This is a genomic window from Streptomyces sp. NPDC024017 (genome assembly GCF_040638895.1).
Taxonomy (GTDB): domain Bacteria; phylum Actinomycetota; class Actinomycetes; order Streptomycetales; family Streptomycetaceae; genus Streptomyces.
In genome coordinates, this window is the sequence record NZ_JBEZYZ010000013.1 from 262,984 (window position 1) to 279,200 (window position 16,217).

Here is a 16,217-nt window from a genome sequence, read left to right on the forward strand (position 1 = left end):
GAGGCGCCTATGAAGACGCTCGGCCACTGGCTCACCTCCCCCTGGCGCCGCTCGGCAGCCGCGGTGGTCGCGGGCGCCCTCCCCGTCCTCGCCTTCCCCGCGCCGTCCCTGTGGTGGTGCGCCTACGTCGCCCTGGTCCCCTGGCTCCTGCTGCTGCGCACCGCGCCGACCGGGAAGCGGGCCGCGTACGACGGCTGGTGGGGCGGCTTCGGCCTCATGCTGGCCATGCACCACTGGCTGATGCCGAGCCTGCACGTGTTCATGTTCCTCCTCGCCGCGCTCATCGGCGCCCTGTGGGCCCCGTGGGGCTGGCTGGTGCGCCGTCTCCTCGGCGGTCTCGCCTCCCGCGGGCAGGTCGCGGTGGCGCTCCTGGTGCTGCCGTCGGGCTGGCTGGCCATCGAGCTGGTCCGCTCCTGGCAGGGGCTCGGCGGCCCCTGGGGCATGCTCGGCAGCAGCCAGTGGCAGGTGGAACCCGCGCTGCGGCTCGCCTCGGTCGGCGGGGTGTGGCTGCTCAGCTATCTGCTCGTGGCCGTCAACGTCGCGGTCGCCGTCCTCGTCGCGGTCCGCCGGGCCCGGGTGCCCGCCGTGGCCGGTCTGGTCGCCACGGCCGCCGCCACCTCAGCCGCCTGGGCGTACTCGCCCCGCCCCGCCGTCGACGGCCAGGTCAGGGTCGCCGTCGTGCAGCCGGGCGTCATCGACGGCCCGAACAGCCGGTTCGACCGCGAGGAACAGCTCACCCGCCGGCTCGCCGGCCAGGACGTCGACCTGATCGTCTGGGGCGAGAGCAGCATCGGCTTCGACCTCGGGGACCGCCCCGACCTCTCCCGGCGGCTCGCGGACCTCTCCCGCGCCACGGGCGCCGACATTCTGGTCAACGTGGACGCCCGGCGCTCCGACCAGCCCGGCATCTACAAGAGCTCGGTCCTGGTCGGGCCCGAGGGCCTGACCGGCGAGCGCTACGACAAGATGCGGCTCGTGCCGTTCGGCGAGTACATCCCGGCCCGCTCCCTGCTCGGCTGGGCCACCTCCGTCGGCAAGGCCGCGGGCGAGGACCGCAGGCGCGGCTCGCAGCCGATCGTGATGAACATCGGGGACGATCTGCGCGTCGGTCCGCTGGTGTGCTTCGAGACCGCCTTCCCCGACATGACCCGCCACCTCACCCGGGAGGGCGTGGACCTGCTGATCGGCCAGTCGTCGACCTCCTCGTTCCAGCACAGCTGGGCGCCCGCGCAGCACGCCTCACTCGCCGCGCTGCGCGCCGCCGAGACCGGTCGCCCCATGGTGCACGCGACCCTCACGGGCGTCTCCGCCGTCTACGGCCCGGGCGGACAGCGCATCGGATCGTGGCTCGGTACGGACACCTCCGCCACGCAGATCCACGAGATCCCCCTCGCCCACGGCACCACGCCCTACGTCCGCCACGGCGACTGGACGGTGCACGCGGCGATGCTGATCCTCGCCCTGTGGGCCGCGGGCGAGGGCGCACGGACCCTGCGGCTCAGGCGGTCCGATCCTGAACCGCGCGTACCACCCGCTCGCACAGTTCATGGGTCTCCAGCGCGTCCCGGGCGCTGAGCACCCTGCCCGCCCGGACCGCGTCGAGGAACGCGAGCACCGCCTGCTCGATCCCGCGCTGCCGGGCCACCGGCACCCAGTCCCCGCGCCGCCGCACGGTCGGCTGCCCCTTGTGGTCGACGACCTCGGCGAGATTGACGACCTGCCGTTTGGTGTCCTGTCCGGACACCTCCAGGATCTCCTCGGCGGAACCACTGAGCCGGTTCATCAGGCCGAGCGCGGTGAAGCCGTCCCCGGCGAGCTGGAGCACCAGGTGGTGCAGCAGCCCGTTCTGGACACGGGCGCGCACGGTCACGTCGTCGACCTCGCCGGGCACCAGGAACCGCAGGGTGTCGACGACGTGGATGAAGTCGTCGAGGATCATCGAGCGGGGCTCCTCCGGCAGCCCGATGCGGTTCTTCTGCATCAGGATCAGCTCGCGCGGATGGTCCGCGCACTGCGTGTAGCCGGGGGCGTAGCGCCGGTTGAAGCCGACGGCGAGACTCACGTCCCGCTCCTCGGCGAGCGCCACCAGCCGCGCGGAGTCCTCGAGTTCGTAGGCGAGCGGCTTGTCGACGTACGTCGCCACGCCTGCCTCCAGCAGCCGTGTCACGATCTCCGGGTGCACGAGCGTGGGCGCGTGTACGAAGGCCGCGTCGAGGTCCGCCGCGAGCAGGGAGTCGAGGGTGGTGTGCCGCCGCTCCGGCGGGATGTGGAGGCCCTCGCCGACCCGGTCGAGCGTCGCGGGCGTACGGGTCTGCAGGTGCAGTTCGACCCCGGGCTGGAAGGCGAGGACCGGAAGGTAGGCCTTCTGCGCGATGTCGCCGAGTCCGATGCAGCCGACCTTCACGGGGTGATCTCCTCTAACGGTTGCCTGCCGGGGTCTGCTCGGAGCATACGGCGTCCACCTGCGGCGGCCGCCAGTCGGCGATGCCGTCGAAGCCGCGCAGGAACAGGGCAGGCCCGGCCTTCGACAGCGTGGCCATGGCGGTGTTGCGTACGGCGATCCCGGCGCGGCTGCTGATGAGGTTGAGGCGGGCGACCCGCACGGCCCGGCGTGCGACGGCGGTCGTGCGGGGAAGCCGGGCGGCGGTGTAGGCGGGCAGGTCGTCGCAGTGGTGCGCGAGGACGATCGCGTCCTCGATGGCCTGGTTGCCGCCCTGGCCGAGGGTCGGGGGCATGGCGTGCGCGGCGTCGCCGAGCAGGGCGACCCGGCCGTGGTGGTAGGCGGGCAGGGGTTCGGTGATGTGGTGGACGTCGTGGCGCAGGACGTCCTCGGGCCGGGCGGCGGCGAGCACGGCGGGGATCGGGTCGTGCCAGTCGCCGAAGCGGCTCAGCCGTTCGGCCCTCTCGTCGGGCGCGTGGCCGCCGGCGGGCGTGACTGCGGCGCCGTAGGCGTAGACGCGGCCGTCCTTGAGCCGGTGCGTGCCCCAGATGCGGCCCCTGCCCCAGGTCTCGTGCGAGGCGAACTCGGCCCCGGGCACGGGGATCACGACCCGCCAGGTGGTGAACCCGGAGTACACGGCCCCAGGGTGGTCGGGGAAGAGCGCGTGGCGTACGCCGGACCGGATACCGTCCGCCCCCACCACCAGGTCGGCCTCCAGCGCTCCGTCGGCCGTCCTGACGCGGGCGGGCCGGTCGGTGTCACCCCGGTGGGCGAGGGTCGCGTCGGCGTCCGTGCGGATGGTGCCCGGCGGGAGCCGAGAGGCCAGGCTCGCGATGAGGGTGGCGCGGTGCAGGAGCACGAGCGGGCCGCCGAAGCGCTCGGCGGCGGCATCGGCGGAGGTCCGCGAGAGCCACCGCCCGGACGGGGTCCGCAGCCCGCCGCCCCCGCTCCAGGCGGCCAGATCGCGGATTTCGTCGCCGAGGCCGATGACGTCCAGCGCCCGCAGTGAGTTGGGCGCGAGGGAGATCGCCGCGCCGACCGGCTCCAGCGAGCGGGCCCGCTCCAGCACGGTGACCCGCAGGCCGCGCCGGTGCAGGGCGACCGCCGCGGTCAGGCCTCCGATTCCGCCGCCGATCACGACGGCATGCCCGGACTGTGCCATGGCTCCTCCTCGCTTGTGACTACACCTGTAGTGACGCCGTCGACGTTACTACACCTGTAGTCGGAGGGGTAGCGTGAGCCCCATGTCCGAACGCACCGCCGGCCCCTCCCGCTCCGACCTGGTCGCCGACACCGCCCTCGCCCTGCTCGCCGAGCGCGGGATGCGCGGTCTCACACACCGGGCGGTCGACGAGGCGGCCGCACTCTCCCAGGGCTCCACGTCGAACCTCGCGCGAACCCGGCAGGCCCTGCTGGAGCTGGCGGTGCGGCGCCTGGCCGACCGCGAGGCCCGGGTGCTGGCGCTGCACGAGATGCCGGACCCCGCGGCCGGAGCCGGACCCCTGGTGGACGCGCTGGCCCTGGCGGCCCACCGGGCCCTGACGAGCAACCGCGCGCTCACACTCGCCCGCTACGAACTGGCCCTGGAGGCGACGCGCCGCCCGGAGCTGCGGGCCTACTTCGACGCCACGGGCGCCCGCTTCCGGGACCAGCTCACCGCCCTGGTCACGGGCATGGGCTCGACGGACCCGGCCCGCCACACCCTGTCGCTGATCGCCTGGGCGGACGGTCTGATGTTCAGCTGCGTGGCGGGGTCGTTCGGCGCCGCCACGCCGAGCCTGGAGGAGGTGCGGGCCGGGCTGCGGGAACTGCTGGAGGGGATGCTCGGGGGCTGAAAATCTTGTGGTGCGGCGGGGGCGGCTCGGAAAGGATGCGTGCATGACGAACGAACGCCAAGAGCCCGCCACCACCGCCGACGAGCGCACCATGCTGGAGGGCTGGCTGGACTACCACCGCCGGACCCTCGCCTGGAAGTGCGAGGGCCTGACCGACGCCCAGCTCCGCACCGCCTCGGTGGAACCGTCCGAGATGAGCCTGATGGGACTGGTGCGGCACATGGCGGAGGTGGAGCGGGGCTGGTTCCGCAAGGTACTCGCGGCCGAGGACGCCGGCCCGGTCTACTACACCGAGGAGGATCCCGACGGCGAGTTCCATCTCTCCGAGTCCGACACGTGGGAGGAGGCGTACGCCACCTGGCAGTCCGAGATCGAGACCGCCCGGCGCAACGCCGCCCGCTTCGGCCTCGACGACATCTCCGAGGGCAAACACCGGCGCACCGGCGAGCGCTTCAACCTGCGCTGGATCTACACGCACATGATCGAGGAGTACGCGCGGCACAACGGCCACGCCGACCTGATCCGTGAGCGGATCGACGGCGCGACCGGCGACTGACGTCACCCCCGTCGCGCCGGCGCCCTCCGTACGGGGCGCGAGATCACCCGTGCGGGGCATCCTCCGCCTGTCCGCCGCCCCACCGTGGGCCGGACGCACCAGAGTTGCGCGGGTGCATCGAACGACGACCACAGCGACGCTCCTGGTGACCGTGGCGGTCTCGGCCCTCTCCGGCTGTACGACGGTCCCGCATCCCCCCGCGCCGGGGCCCTCGGCGGCACCGTCCCGACCGTCGGCACCGCGGCCGGAGGGCGAGGCGGAGACACAGATCGTGCAGGCACCGGCCCGTGAGGCCCTGCAACTCATCGAAGAGGCGTCCCAGCGTCCGAAGCCGGCCGCGTCGGCGTCCCGCCCGGCCACGCCCCCGGCGGCCTCGCCGGAACGCGGGACGCCGCAGCCCGGCCGGCGCGACGTCCGCCCGCGTCCCGCCCGTCCGGAACACCCCGAGCCCGCTCCGCGCAACCCCCGGCGGTCGCACGCCGACCGTCCGGACGTCTCGGAGTCGGTACGGCAGGACGTCCGGCAGAGCGTCCCGAACAGCTCGGACGTGTGCGCGCTGGGCAGGCGCTACGGGGGATGGCGGGCGGACAGCCCGGAGGCGACGATCTGCCGCGATACGTACGGGCGTTGACCCGCCGCGTCAGGGCCGCTGCCGCGGCGGCGCCCACGTCCCCGAGCCGCCCTCTCCCAGCCGGGACTCCAGCCGTCCGATGGCCGCCCACACGCCGTCGCCGTAGCTGTCGTCGGCGAGGGCGGTGGCGGCTTCCCGGGCCCACCGCAGGTGCGTGAGCGCGTCATCGCGGCGACCGAGTCCGATGTAGTCGTCCGCCAGGTTCAGGTGCAGGGAGGGGTAGATCGCGATCACCGCGGTCACCGCGAGGACCTCCTCCCTGGCTTCCTCGGCCGCCGTCAACGCACGAAGGTCCCAGGCCAGTTCGTCCGCCGGGTCGTCCTGGGTGTCGGCCAGGTAGTGGGCGAGGGTGCAGCGGTGCAGCGGGTCGCCGTGCTCGCCGATCTCCGCCCACAGGCCGAGGAACCGGTGCCGGGCCTCCTCCCGGTCCCCCGCGTGGTGCAGCATGACGACCTGCCCGATCCGCGTCAGCACGGCATCCGGCGCCGCCTGCTCCTGTCGCTCCGCCACGACGCCCTCCGCGCACTCGCCGGCTGTTCCCGCCGACGCTAACCGCAGGCGGGGGCGATCCGGCTCAGGCGGCTCCGGACACCACCGGGCCCGTCACTGCACAGCCGTACGGGCCGGCGCGCCTCAGCCCAGGTTCGGAATCGTCCAGTCGATCGGCGTGTGCCCCTGCGCCGCCACCGCCTCGTTGATCTGCGTGAAGGGGCGCGAGCCGAAGAACTTCTTCGCCGACAGGGGGGAGGGGTGCGCGCCCTTGACCACGACGTGCCGGGACTCGTCGATCAGCGGGAGCTTCTTCTGCGCGTAGTTGCCCCACAGGACGAAGACCGCCGGGTCGGGACGCCCGGCCACGGCCCGGATCACGGCGTCGGTGAACTTCTCCCAGCCCCGGCCCTTGTGCGAGTTGGCCTCGCCGCCACGGACCGTGAGCACCGCGTTGAGCAGCAGCACGCCCTGCTCGGCCCACGGCATCAGATAGCCGTTGTCCGGGATCGGGGTGCCCAGCTCCTGGTGCATCTCCTTGTAGATGTTGCGCAGGGACGGCGGGACCCGCACCCCCGGCCGGACCGAGAAGCACAGCCCGTGCCCCTGGCCCTCGCCGTGGTACGGGTCCTGGCCGAGGATCAGGACCTTGACCTTCTCGTACGGCGTGGCGTCCAGCGCCGCGAAGACCTCCTCGCGCGGCGGATGGACGGGACCCTTCGCCCGCTCCTCCTCGACGAACTCCGTCAGCTCCTTGAACCAGGGCTGCTGCAGCTCGTCGCCCAGAACCCCGCGCCAGGACTCGGGCAGCATGGCGATGTCGGTCACGTCAACGTCCTCACGATGTGCGGTCACTTCCAGGCCACAGAACCTACAGGCGACCACTGACAGCGTGCCCGGGAAAGCCCGGTGCCGGCCCGCCTACCAGGCGGTCTTGCGGTGCAGCTCCCACAGCATCATGATCGTCGACGGGTCCAGGGCCCGCTCCGCGCCCGAGATGTCCCGGCTGGCCGCCACGTACTGCCGGCCCTGCCACAGCGGCAGCAGACGCGCGTCGTCCACGAGGATCCGCTGGGCCTCCTCGAACTCCTTCTCCACGTTCGCGCGGTCGCTCTCCCGGCGCGAGCGGGGCAGCAGTTCACCGGTGATCTTGGGCGCCGAGTAGGGCGTGCCGAGGGCGTTCTGCTCGCCGACGAACGGCGCGATGAAGTTCTCAGCGTCGGGGAAGTCGGGGAACCAGCCGCGCCCGAACACCGGGTACTCGCCCTTCTGGTAGCCCTCGACGTACGTCTTCCAGGGGCGGCTCTTCAGGCTGATCGTGAACAGGCCGGAGGCCTCGAGCTGGCGTTCCAGCTCCTTGAACTCCCCGGCGGTCTCGGAGCCGTAGCGGTCGCTCGTGTACCAGAAGGTGAGCGGCACGCGCTGGTTGATGCCGGCCTCGGTGAGGATCTTGCGGGCCTTGGCGACGTCGGGGTCGCCGTAGTCGTCGAAGAAGCCCGTGGTGTGGCCCGTGAGGCCCTTGGGGACCATGGAGTACAGCGGGTCGACGGTGTCCTTGTAGACCTTGTGGGCGATCGCCGCCCGGTCGACGACCTGGGCGATGGCCTGGCGCACGGCCTTCTTGTTCGCCCAGGAGTCCTTCGGGTTGAACACCAGGTAGTTGATGTCGGTGCCGGTGCCCTCGACGAGCTGGATCTCCTCGTCCTTGGAGGTCTTGCTCTGGAGCTCCACGACGTCACCGGCGGCCAGACCGCGGTAGGTCACGTCGATCTCCTCGTCCCGCAGGGCCTTCACCATGGCGCCGGAGTCCTGGAAGTACCGGACGGTCACGGCGTCGTTCCGGCGCTCCGCGTAGCCCTTGTAGCCCGCGTTGCGGACGAGGACGGCCTCCTTGCCGTCGGAGTACGAGTCAAGGGTGTACGGCCCGGACCCGACCACGCCGCCGTCCTTGCGCAGGCTGTTCTCCGGGTAGGCGTCCGGGGACACGATCGACATGGCGGGGGTGGCCAGCACGAAGGGGAACGTGGAGTCGGGCTTGTTGAGGTGGAAGATCACCTCACGGTCGTTCGGCGCCTGGACCCGCTCGAGGCTGCCCAGCAGACCGGCGGGGCCACCGTTGACGTTGATCTTGCGGATCCGGTCGAACGAGTACTTCACGGCCTGGGCGTCGAGCGCGTCGCCGTTGGAGAACTTCAGGCCCTCGCGCAGCTCGCAGCGGTACACCTGGTTCGAGGAGTCGCTGAAGCCGCAACTCTCGGCGGCGTCCGGCTGGGGCTCGCTCGCGCCGGTCGGATAGCTCAGGAGCGTCTGGTAGATGTTGCGGAACAGCTCCCAGGAGCTGTCCCACGACGCGGCAGGGTCGAGCGTGCTGGGCGCACTGGTGGTGCCCAGGACGATCGGTCCTTCGTCCTCCGGGGTGTCGGACGACAGCACGCCGCACCCGGCGAGCAGGGACGATATGGACGCGATGGCCGCCACCCGCCGCAGGCATCGATTCCGGTTGAACACGCGCACGCTCCTCGAGCTGCCATACCAAGAGTCGGCAGACCATACCGCAGTGCCGCGCCCGCTGCCCCTCCCGGTACATGACCTCTTGATCGATAAACCTTTGACGACGTTGTCATCGCCCTTTGCGGTCCCTTTACGGCGGCACGGGCGCCGTTCGTGTCGCATGGCGCCCGTGCCGATCCGCGTGCGAGGTCCCTGTCAGCCGGTTCCGGCGTTGAGGAAGATGCCACCGTCCACGACGAGCGTCTGGCCGGTGACCCAGTCGGACTGCTCGGAGGTGAGGAAGGCGGCCGCGCCCCCGATGTCGGAGGGCACGCCGAGCCGGCCCAGCGGGTAGGCCGCGGCGGCTTCCTCCTCCCGGCCCTCGTACAGGGCCTGGGCGAACTTGGTCTTCACCACGGCCGGGGCGATCGCGTTGACCCGCACCTTGGGCGCGAACTCGTGCGCGAGCTGCACGGTCAGGTTGATCATCGCGGCCTTGCTGACGCCGTACGCGCCGATGAACGGCGAGGGCGACAGGCCCGCGACGGAGGCGATGTTGACGATCGCGCCGCCGTTGTCCTTCTGCCAGGCGTGCCAGGTCCGCTGGGCGAAGCCGAGCGCCGAGACGACATTGGTCTCGAAGACCTTGCGCGCGACGTTCAGGTCGAGGTCGGCGATCGGCCCGAACACCGGGTTCGTGCCCGCGTTGTTGACCAGGTAGTCGACGCGGCCGAAGGCCTCCATCGTGCGCTCGACGGCGACGGCCTGGTGGGCCTCGTCGTGCGCCTTGCCCGCCACGTAGACCGCCCGGTCGGCGCCGAGCTGCTCGACGGCCTCCTTGAGGGCGTCCTCGTTGCGGCCGGTGATGCACACGCGGTCGCCGCGCGCGACCAGGGCCTCGGCGACGCCGTAGCCGATGCCGCGGCTGGCGCCCGTGACGAGGGCGACCTTGCCGGAGAGTTCCACGGAAGTCATGTCTTGTCCTCTAGTCGAGCGGTCCGCCGGCCACGTACAGCACCTGGCCGGAGACGAATCCGGCCGCCTCGCCGGTGAAGAAGGCGATGGCGTTGGCGATGTCCTCCGGCTCGCCGACCCGGGCCACCGGGATCTGGGTGGCGGCGGCGGCCTTGAAGTCCTCGAAGCCCATGCCGACACGGTCGGCGGTGGCCTTGGTCATCTCGGTGGCGATGAAGCCGGGGGCGACGGAGTTGGCGGTGACGCCGAACTTGCCGAGCTCCTTGGCGAGAGTCTTGGTGAAGCCCTGCAGGCCCGCCTTGGCGGCCGAGTAGTTCACCTGACCGCGGTTGCCGAGCGCGGACGACGACGACAGGTTGACGATCCGGCCGAAGCCCGCGTCCACCATGTGCTTCTGGCAGGCCTTGGACATCAGGAAGGCGCCGCGCAGGTGCACGTTCATGACGGTGTCCCAGTCGGAGACGCTCATCTTGAACAGCAGGTTGTCGCGCAGCACGCCCGCGTTGTTGACCAGGATCGTCGGGGCGCCGAGCTCCTCGGCGATCCGGGCGACGGCCGCCTCGACCTGCGCCTCGTCCGAGACGTCGCACCCGATCGCGAGGGCCTTGCCGCCCGCGGCGGTGATCTTCTCGACGGTGTCCTTGCAGGCCGCCTCGTCGAGGTCGAGCACGGCGACCGCGCGGCCCTCGGCGGCCAGTCGTACGGCGGTGGCGGCACCGATGCCGCGCGCGGCACCCGTCACGACGGCAACCCGCTGCTCAGTGGTGGACATGACTGCTACTCCTCAGGTGAGCGACCGCTTAGTACCTTCAGTGGGTGTGACGCTAGAAGCCCTGGCACGCGGTGTCAACGGCCGGGGTCGGCATGTGATCCATTACCCGGCCCCACCCTGCCCGGCAGCGTCCCCCAGGACACCCGATCGGCGTACGGCCACGCGCCGCGGCATGCCTCGGCGCCTAGCGTTGGAGCGCGAGCCACCCGTGACTGGAAGGGAGGCGCTCCATGCGCCGTCGCATCGGTGCCATAGGCACGCTGTTCGCGATCGCCGCGATCGTGCCGCTGGCCGACCCCGCTCACGCCCGGCAGGACCTGGACTGCCGCGACTTCTCCTTCCAGGAGGACGCGCAGGCCGTCTTCGACGCGAATCCGAGCGATCCCAACAGACTGGACGAGGATCAGGGCCCGGACGACGGCATCGCGTGTGAGGCCCTGGCCCGCCGCGGGATCATCGACCCCACGACGTCACCCACCTCGTCCAGCCCCTCCGCCAGTCCGTCCGTGAGTCCCTCGGTCAGCCCCTCGGTCAGTCCCTCCGCTCCCGTGACCGCCACTCCCACCGGCGCTCCGAGCCAGGGTGTGCGAGGCGGGCTCGGGGGCGCGGTGGCCTCGGGACCGAGCGACTGGGACGTCGCCATCGGCCTGGCCTTCGCGGCGGGTGCCGCCCTCGCGGCCGGTTACGCGGTGAGGCGTCGCCGGCGCTGACGGCCGGGCAAGGCGGCCGTCACCTCACCAGCAGGTTCAGCAACCGCTCGGTCTCCGCCGCCGGGTCCGTGGTCAGGCCGGTGTGCACCGGGCCGGGCTGGACGATCGTGGAGCGGGGGGCGACGAGCCAGCGAAAGCGGCGGCCCGGGTCGTCCGACCCCGCCTGACCGGCCGCGGGACCGCCCGCGCACAGCCCCTCCACGGCCCGCAGGGCGGCTCGGACCCCGGCCACGTCGGCCCGGGGGTCGAGGGCCAGCAGGCGGCTGTCGTCGAGGTGGGTGCGGGCACCGACGTAGGACTCGGCGCGGCAGTAGACGAGGACCCCGGCGTTGATGCACTCGCCGCGTTCGACGCGCGGGACGACGCGCAGGACGGCGTACTCGTAGACGTGGCGGTCCCGGGGCCCGCCCCTGATGATGTGCCGGTCGTTCACTTGAGCCCCTGGATGCGGTCGTGGATGACGGCGGCCCGTGCGAGCAACGGGCGCGCGTAGGCCTGCCTCAGGTCGTCCGGCGTGGCGAATCCGGGCTCGTCCAGGAGCCAGGCGTCCGGGATCTGCGCGGTGGCCTCGGCGAGGAGTTCCTCGGTGACCAGGGGCGCCAACTCGGCGGCGGCGGAGGCGACATCGGGTGCGAAGGACGCCAGCGCGTGGTCGGAGGCGTCGTACGGGCGAGCGGCGGAGGCCTCCACTCCGGGCCAGTTGTGGTGCCAGATCATCGTCGCGCCGTGGTCGACGAGCCACAGCTCGCCTCGCCACCTCAGCAGGTTGGGGTTGCGCCAGGACCGGTCGACGTTGTTGATCAGCGCGTCGAACCAGATCACCCGGCCGGCCTCCTCGGGGCTCACCGGGAACGCGAGCGGGTCGAAGCCGAGCGCGCCGGAGAGGAAGTCCATGCCGAGGTTGGTGCCGCCGCTGGACCGGAGCAGGCTCTGCACCTGCTCGTCCGGTTCGCCCAGCCCCAGATCCGGGTCGAGCTCGACGGTGACCAGGCGCGGCATCCGCAGCCCCAGCCGGCGGGCGAGTTCCCCGCAGACCACTTCTGCGACGAGCGTCTTGCGGCCCTGTCCCGCGCCGGTGAACTTCAGGACGTAGGTGCCGAGGTCGTCGGCCTCGACCAGGCCCGGCAGCGAACCGCCCTCGCGCAGGGGCGCGATGAAACGGGTCGCGATCACTTCCTTGAGCATCGCCCCAGGTTACTGACGTACGCGGCGGCCCCGGCCACGGCCTCGCGGCGGCGGGCCGGAACCCGACAGCGAACCGACAGCTCCGCTTTACCCGTGTCCTTCCGCGAACGGGTCAGGATTTCGACATGGTCTGAACAGCCGGTCCGCAAGGGCCGTACCTCTCGGCAGATCACGAATCCCCGGAAGGAACGTCAGCATGACCAGCGAATCAGTTCAGCCGATGTCGGGACCGAGCCGCCGCACCGTCGTGGCGGCGGTTGGCGCGGCGGGGCTCACCGTGGCGCTGACGGCGTGCGGGTCGGAGGACAAGGCGTCCGACCCGTCCACCGAACAGGGCGCCGCCGACGGCGGCGCGACGAACGAAGGGGGCGGCTCGTCCGCCGGAGCGGGAGCCGGTGGTGCGGCGCTCGCGAAGACCGCCGACATCCCCGAGGGCAGCGGCAAGATCTTCAAGGACGAGAAGGTGGTGGTCTCGCAGCCGGCCGCGGGCGACTACAAGGCCTTCTCGACGATCTGCACCCACCAGAACTGTCCGATGGTGGACCTCAAGGACGACGTCATCTCCTGCACCTGCCACGGCAGTCAGTTCTCCGTGCTCGACGGCAGCGTGAAGAAGGGGCCGGCGGTGAAGCCGCTGGAGGCGAAGGAGATCAGCGTGAACGGCGACTCCATCACGCTCGCCTGACCTCACGCGGACGCTCCAGGCACGCCAGCACCTCGTCCGTGGTCGCGACCGTGGCGACCAACGCGAGGGTGTGGCGGATCATCGCGGGGGTGTAGTCGGCGGGCACTCCCGCGATGGCGTCCGCCGGGACGACGACGCCGTAGCCGCGGTTCACGGCGTCGAACACGGCGTTGGGGACGGCCACGTTGGCCGAGACCCCGGTGACGATCAGCGTGCGGCAGCCGAGGTTGCGCAGCAGCGGATCGACGTCGGTGCCCTGCAGGGGCGACAGCCCGTGCAGACGCCGTACGACGAGGTCCTCCTCGGCGACCTCGATCGGTGCGGCCACCCGCACCGCCGGTGTGCCGGTCAACTGCTGGACGGGCAGCCGTGCGGCGGCGTGGAACAGACGGGCGTTGCGGTTGGCGCCGCGGCCGTCGGGGCGGCGCTCGGCGACGGCGTGGACGACCTGGACGTCGCTGTCGTGGGCGGCTGCCACCAGACGGGCGACGTTGGCCAGGGCACCGCCGGCGCGTGCCGCCTCGGCGAGTTCGGGCAGTGCGCTGTCCGGCCCGACGACACCCTCCTGGCACTCGACGGTGAGCAGCACGGTGGTACGTGGTTCGAGGAGTTCGCAGAGCGCTTCGTACGAGGGCACGTCTCCCCCTGTCACCGGCGGCCGGGCGGGCGAGCGTAGCGACCATTGCGCACGGACGGAAGAGCACTCATCCTTTTCTGACGTGATGTCAGAGGATCTCCTCTGGCACGACGTGGGAGAAAGAGGGGGCGCATGACCGTCACGCAGCAGCGCAGAGGCCGGAAGATCATGATGACGCCGGGTGAGCTGGACGAGTTCCTGACCACCCAGCGCACCTGCCGGGTCGCCACGGTGTCGGCCGAGGGCGCGCCGCACGTGAGCACGCTGTGGTTCGCCTGGGACGGCACCTCCATGTGGCTGTACTCGGTCGTGCGCAGCAAGCGGTGGACCGACCTGCGGCGCGACCCGCGGGTGGCGATCGTGGTCGACACCGGCGAGGAGTACGACGAGCTGCGCGGGGCCGAGCTGTCGGGCACGGTCGAGTTCGTGGGCGAGATCCCGCGCACCGGTGAGCTGCGTGCCGAACTCGACGTCCCGGAGACGCTGTTCGCGCGGAAGAACTTCGGTTTGGAGGAGATGCCGCACGACGGCAGGCACGCCTGGATCCGTCTGACGCCGCAGAAGGTGGTCTCCTGGGACTTCCGCAAGCTGGCCGGGCAGTAGCTCTCTCCCGGCAGGTCAGCCGACGCTCTCCCCCGCCGCCCGCAGGGCCTTGACCGCCGCCCGGATCGACGGGCGGCGGTCCGCGTCCGCGCGCCAGACGACGTACACGTGACGCCGCACCCGCTGCCGGAGGGGGACGGTCACGACGCCGGCGGGCACGGGGTGGCGGCCGAGCACCGGGGCGATGCACACCCCGAGGCCCGCGGCGACCAGCGCGAGCTGCGTGTGGTTCTCGGCGGCGCGGTGGCCGACGATCGGCTCGACGCCCATGGAGCGCAGCGTGAACATCAGCCACTCGTGGCAGAACTCGCCCTCACCCCAGGTGATCCACTCGTCGTCGGCGAACTCGGCGAGATCCACCTCCGCGCGCTCCGCGAGCCGGTGGTCCACCGGCATGGCGACCTCGGCCGGGTCGTCCAGGATCGACGCTTTGACCAGGCCGTCGGGCAGCGCCATCGGCTTGTTGTACCAGTCGAGCACCACGGCGAGGTCGAGGTCGCCGCGCACGACTCCGGCGATGCCCTGCTCCGGTTCGAGCTCGCAGGAGCGCAGCCGGAGCGCGGGGTGCTGCTCGCGCAGTGCGGCCAGCGCGTGGGGGAACAGCCCCCGTGCGGCCGTCGGGAACGCCGACAGTCTGAGCTCGCCGACGACCTGCCCGCGCTGCGCCTCCAGGTCGGCCTGGGCGAGTTCCACCTGCGACAGGATGCGCGCGGCGTGCTCGGCGAGGAGCCGGCCCGCGTCGGTGAGCCGCACGCCCCGGCCGTTCTTGGCGAGGAGCTGCTGGCCGGCCTCCCGCTCCAGCTTGGCCAGCTGCTGCGAGACGGCGGAGGTCGTGATGTGCAGCCCCTCGGCCGCCCCGCTGACCGAGCCGTGCCGGGCGAGGGCATCGAGGGTGCGCAGGCGCTCCAGGTTCAACATGTAAGCAATGCTACGCAGTACCGGGTGCAAAATCTCGATTGTGCTACGAGGTTCTGCTGCCGCATCGTGACTGCCATGAGCACCGTCACCACCTCGCCCGGCCGGGTCACCGCCCAGCCGCCCGCACCGCCCAGCCGCCGCCTCGACTGGCGTCTCCGGTTCGCCGCCCTGTCCCTGATCTGGGGTTTCAGCTTTCTCCTCATCAAGGTGGGCACCGGGGGATACGCGCCGTTCCAGGTGACGCTCGGCCGGCTGCTGTTCGGCACGGCGGTGCTGGCCGCCGCGATGGCGGTGCGCCGCGAGCGGCTGCCGCGCGGGGCACGCACCTGGGGGCATCTGGCGGTGGCCGCGTTCCTGCTCAACGCCCTGCCGTTCTCCCTGTTCGCGTACGCCGAGCTGACCATCCCGTCCACGCTGGCGGGCATCTGCAACGCGACCTCGCCGCTGTGGGGCATGGCACTGTCGCTGGTCGCCCTGTCGGAGGACCGCCCGACCCGGGTGCGGGTCGCGGGGCTCGGGCTCGGCTTCCTCGGGGTGCTCACGGTGCTGGGCGCCTGGCAGGGCTTCCACGGCCTGGACGCCACCGGGACGGCACTGGCCCTGCTCGCCTCCCTCAGCTACCCGATCGGCTGGATCTACGTCCGCCGCACCCTGGCCGGCACCGGCCACTCGCACCTGTCGATGACCGGCGCGCAGCTGCTGCTCGCGACGGCCCAGCTGGCGGTCGTCACCCCGCTGTTCACGACCCTGCCCACCCGCGTGTCCGTCGTGCCGCTGCTGGCGATCGCCGCCCTGGGCGCGCTGGGCACGGGCCTCGCGGTGCTCCTCCAGTACGGCCTGGTCGCCGAGGTCGGCCCGACGACCGCGCAGATGGTCACCTACATCGTCCCGGTCATCGCCACGGCCGCGGGCATCGCGCTCCTCGGCGAGGCGCTCACCTGGTCGACACCGGTCGGCGCGGCGATCGTGCTGACGGGGGCGGCACTCACCCAGGTACGGCCGAAGCGGCGACCGGTGCCTCAGCCTTAGCCGCGGGGGGCTTGAGGACCGAGGTCGGCGCATGCGCCTTAGCGGCGCCGGGGGCCGAAGGCCGAGGCCGGTGCGGCGCCTCAGCCGTAGCCGCGCCGCGCCCCGAAGGCCGAGCCCGGTTCTACGCGGGACCCGAAGGCCGAGGCCGGCATCTAGCCGTGCCCGGGCCCGAAGACCCCGACCGGCACCTCCGCCACAGCTACACCGCGACCCGAAGGCCGAGCCGGTGACTCAGCCGTAGCCACACGGGCCCCGAAGGCCG

General features: G+C 72.1%; 19 protein-coding genes. 8 read left to right on the forward strand and 11 right to left on the reverse strand.

Going from position 1 to position 16,217, the window contains the following annotated elements; genetic code table 11:
• The first annotated feature begins 9 nt into the window (after window positions 1–9).
• On the forward strand, window positions 10–1,575 hold the full coding sequence (lnt, locus tag AB0G20_RS31960) for an apolipoprotein N-acyltransferase (protein WP_361308414.1): 1,566 nt from the start codon (window positions 10–12) through the stop codon (window positions 1,573–1,575).
• On the opposite strand, the gene AB0G20_RS31965 is transcribed toward lnt, so the two are convergent.
• Window positions 1,499–2,404: a Gfo/Idh/MocA family oxidoreductase gene (locus AB0G20_RS31965; protein ID WP_361308416.1), complete on the reverse strand. Its 906-nt coding sequence runs from the start codon at window positions 2,402–2,404 to the stop codon at window positions 1,499–1,501. The two genes, lnt and AB0G20_RS31965, sit on opposite strands and share 77 nt — an antisense overlap.
• 13 nt (window positions 2,405–2,417) lie before the next feature.
• On the reverse strand, window positions 2,418–3,602 hold the full coding sequence (locus AB0G20_RS31970) for an FAD-dependent monooxygenase (protein ID WP_361308418.1): 1,185 nt from the start codon (window positions 3,600–3,602) through the stop codon (window positions 2,418–2,420).
• A gap of 82 nt (window positions 3,603–3,684) precedes the next feature.
• On the opposite strand from AB0G20_RS31970, the gene AB0G20_RS31975 reads away from it, so the two are divergent.
• The 3 genes from AB0G20_RS31975 to AB0G20_RS31985 all read left to right on the forward strand — a co-directional run bounded on the left by AB0G20_RS31975 (window position 3,685) and on the right by AB0G20_RS31985 (window position 5,462).
• Complete coding sequence (locus tag AB0G20_RS31975) at window positions 3,685–4,275, forward strand: TetR/AcrR family transcriptional regulator (RefSeq protein WP_361308420.1); 591 nt, start codon at window positions 3,685–3,687, stop codon at window positions 4,273–4,275.
• A gap of 43 nt (window positions 4,276–4,318) precedes the next feature.
• A complete protein-coding gene (locus AB0G20_RS31980; RefSeq protein WP_361308422.1) occupies window positions 4,319–4,831 on the forward strand; it encodes a DinB family protein in 513 nt (170 codons plus the stop codon).
• A gap of 112 nt (window positions 4,832–4,943) precedes the next feature.
• Window positions 4,944–5,462: a hypothetical protein gene (locus tag AB0G20_RS31985; RefSeq protein WP_361308424.1), complete on the forward strand. Its 519-nt coding sequence runs from the start codon at window positions 4,944–4,946 to the stop codon at window positions 5,460–5,462.
• 9 nt (window positions 5,463–5,471) lie between these two features.
• Here the strand turns inward: AB0G20_RS31985 and AB0G20_RS31990 are convergent, their stop codons facing one another.
• From AB0G20_RS31990 to fabG, 5 genes are all read right to left on the reverse strand, one after another.
• Window positions 5,472–5,972, reverse strand: a complete 501-nt coding sequence (locus tag AB0G20_RS31990; RefSeq protein ID WP_361308426.1) for a hypothetical protein — start codon at window positions 5,970–5,972, stop codon at window positions 5,472–5,474.
• Window positions 5,973–6,095: 123 nt separating this feature from the next.
• Window positions 6,096–6,779, reverse strand: a complete 684-nt coding sequence (locus tag AB0G20_RS31995; RefSeq protein ID WP_361308428.1) for a uracil-DNA glycosylase — start codon at window positions 6,777–6,779, stop codon at window positions 6,096–6,098.
• Between the two features lie 93 nt (window positions 6,780–6,872).
• Window positions 6,873–8,459 (reverse strand): ABC transporter substrate-binding protein, encoded by a 1,587-nt coding sequence (locus AB0G20_RS32000; RefSeq protein WP_361308430.1) that lies wholly within the window; start codon window positions 8,457–8,459, stop codon window positions 6,873–6,875.
• 198 nt (window positions 8,460–8,657) lie between these two features.
• Window positions 8,658–9,416: an SDR family oxidoreductase gene (locus AB0G20_RS32005; RefSeq protein WP_033307414.1), complete on the reverse strand. Its 759-nt coding sequence runs from the start codon at window positions 9,414–9,416 to the stop codon at window positions 8,658–8,660.
• A gap of 10 nt (window positions 9,417–9,426) precedes the next feature.
• On the reverse strand, window positions 9,427–10,188 hold the full coding sequence (gene fabG / locus AB0G20_RS32010; RefSeq protein WP_361308433.1) for a 3-oxoacyl-ACP reductase FabG: 762 nt from the start codon (window positions 10,186–10,188) through the stop codon (window positions 9,427–9,429).
• 230 nt (window positions 10,189–10,418) lie between these two features.
• Between fabG and AB0G20_RS32015 the strand changes: the two genes are divergently transcribed.
• Window positions 10,419–10,898, forward strand: coding sequence for an excalibur calcium-binding protein (locus AB0G20_RS32015; RefSeq protein WP_361308435.1), 480 nt, complete (start codon window positions 10,419–10,421; stop codon window positions 10,896–10,898).
• Window positions 10,899–10,917: 19 nt separating this feature from the next.
• Here the strand turns inward: AB0G20_RS32015 and AB0G20_RS32020 are convergent, their stop codons facing one another.
• Window positions 10,918–11,331: a DUF3037 domain-containing protein gene (locus AB0G20_RS32020; protein ID WP_361308437.1), complete on the reverse strand. Its 414-nt coding sequence runs from the start codon at window positions 11,329–11,331 to the stop codon at window positions 10,918–10,920.
• Window positions 11,328–12,083 carry a HipA family kinase gene (locus AB0G20_RS32025; RefSeq protein ID WP_361308439.1) on the reverse strand — a complete coding sequence of 252 codons (756 nt, stop codon included), beginning with the start codon at window positions 12,081–12,083 and terminating at the stop codon, window positions 11,328–11,330. The genes AB0G20_RS32020 and AB0G20_RS32025 overlap by 4 nt, the downstream gene beginning before the upstream one ends.
• A 196-nt stretch (window positions 12,084–12,279) precedes the next feature.
• Here AB0G20_RS32025 and AB0G20_RS32030 point away from each other — a divergent pair, with 196 nt between their 5' ends.
• Window positions 12,280–12,768, forward strand: a complete 489-nt coding sequence (locus AB0G20_RS32030; RefSeq protein ID WP_361308441.1) for a Rieske (2Fe-2S) protein — start codon at window positions 12,280–12,282, stop codon at window positions 12,766–12,768.
• Here the strand turns inward: AB0G20_RS32030 and AB0G20_RS32035 are convergent.
• Entirely contained in the window at window positions 12,755–13,405 is a 651-nt protein-coding gene (locus tag AB0G20_RS32035) for a cysteine hydrolase (RefSeq protein ID WP_361308444.1), read from the reverse strand. The two genes, AB0G20_RS32030 and AB0G20_RS32035, sit on opposite strands and share 14 nt — an antisense overlap.
• A gap of 132 nt (window positions 13,406–13,537) precedes the next feature.
• Between AB0G20_RS32035 and AB0G20_RS32040 the strand changes: the two genes are divergently transcribed.
• A complete protein-coding gene (locus tag AB0G20_RS32040) occupies window positions 13,538–14,008 on the forward strand; it encodes a pyridoxamine 5'-phosphate oxidase family protein (RefSeq protein ID WP_361308446.1) in 471 nt (156 codons plus the stop codon).
• A 15-nt stretch (window positions 14,009–14,023) separates the two neighbouring features.
• On the opposite strand, the gene AB0G20_RS32045 is transcribed toward AB0G20_RS32040, so the two are convergent.
• Window positions 14,024–14,926: a LysR family transcriptional regulator gene (locus AB0G20_RS32045; RefSeq protein ID WP_361308448.1), complete on the reverse strand. Its 903-nt coding sequence runs from the start codon at window positions 14,924–14,926 to the stop codon at window positions 14,024–14,026.
• A 75-nt stretch (window positions 14,927–15,001) separates the two neighbouring features.
• Between AB0G20_RS32045 and AB0G20_RS32050 the strand changes: the two genes are divergently transcribed.
• Window positions 15,002–15,955 (forward strand): DMT family transporter, encoded by a 954-nt coding sequence (locus AB0G20_RS32050; RefSeq protein ID WP_361308450.1) that lies wholly within the window; start codon window positions 15,002–15,004, stop codon window positions 15,953–15,955.
• Window positions 15,956–16,217 lie beyond the last annotated feature (262 nt).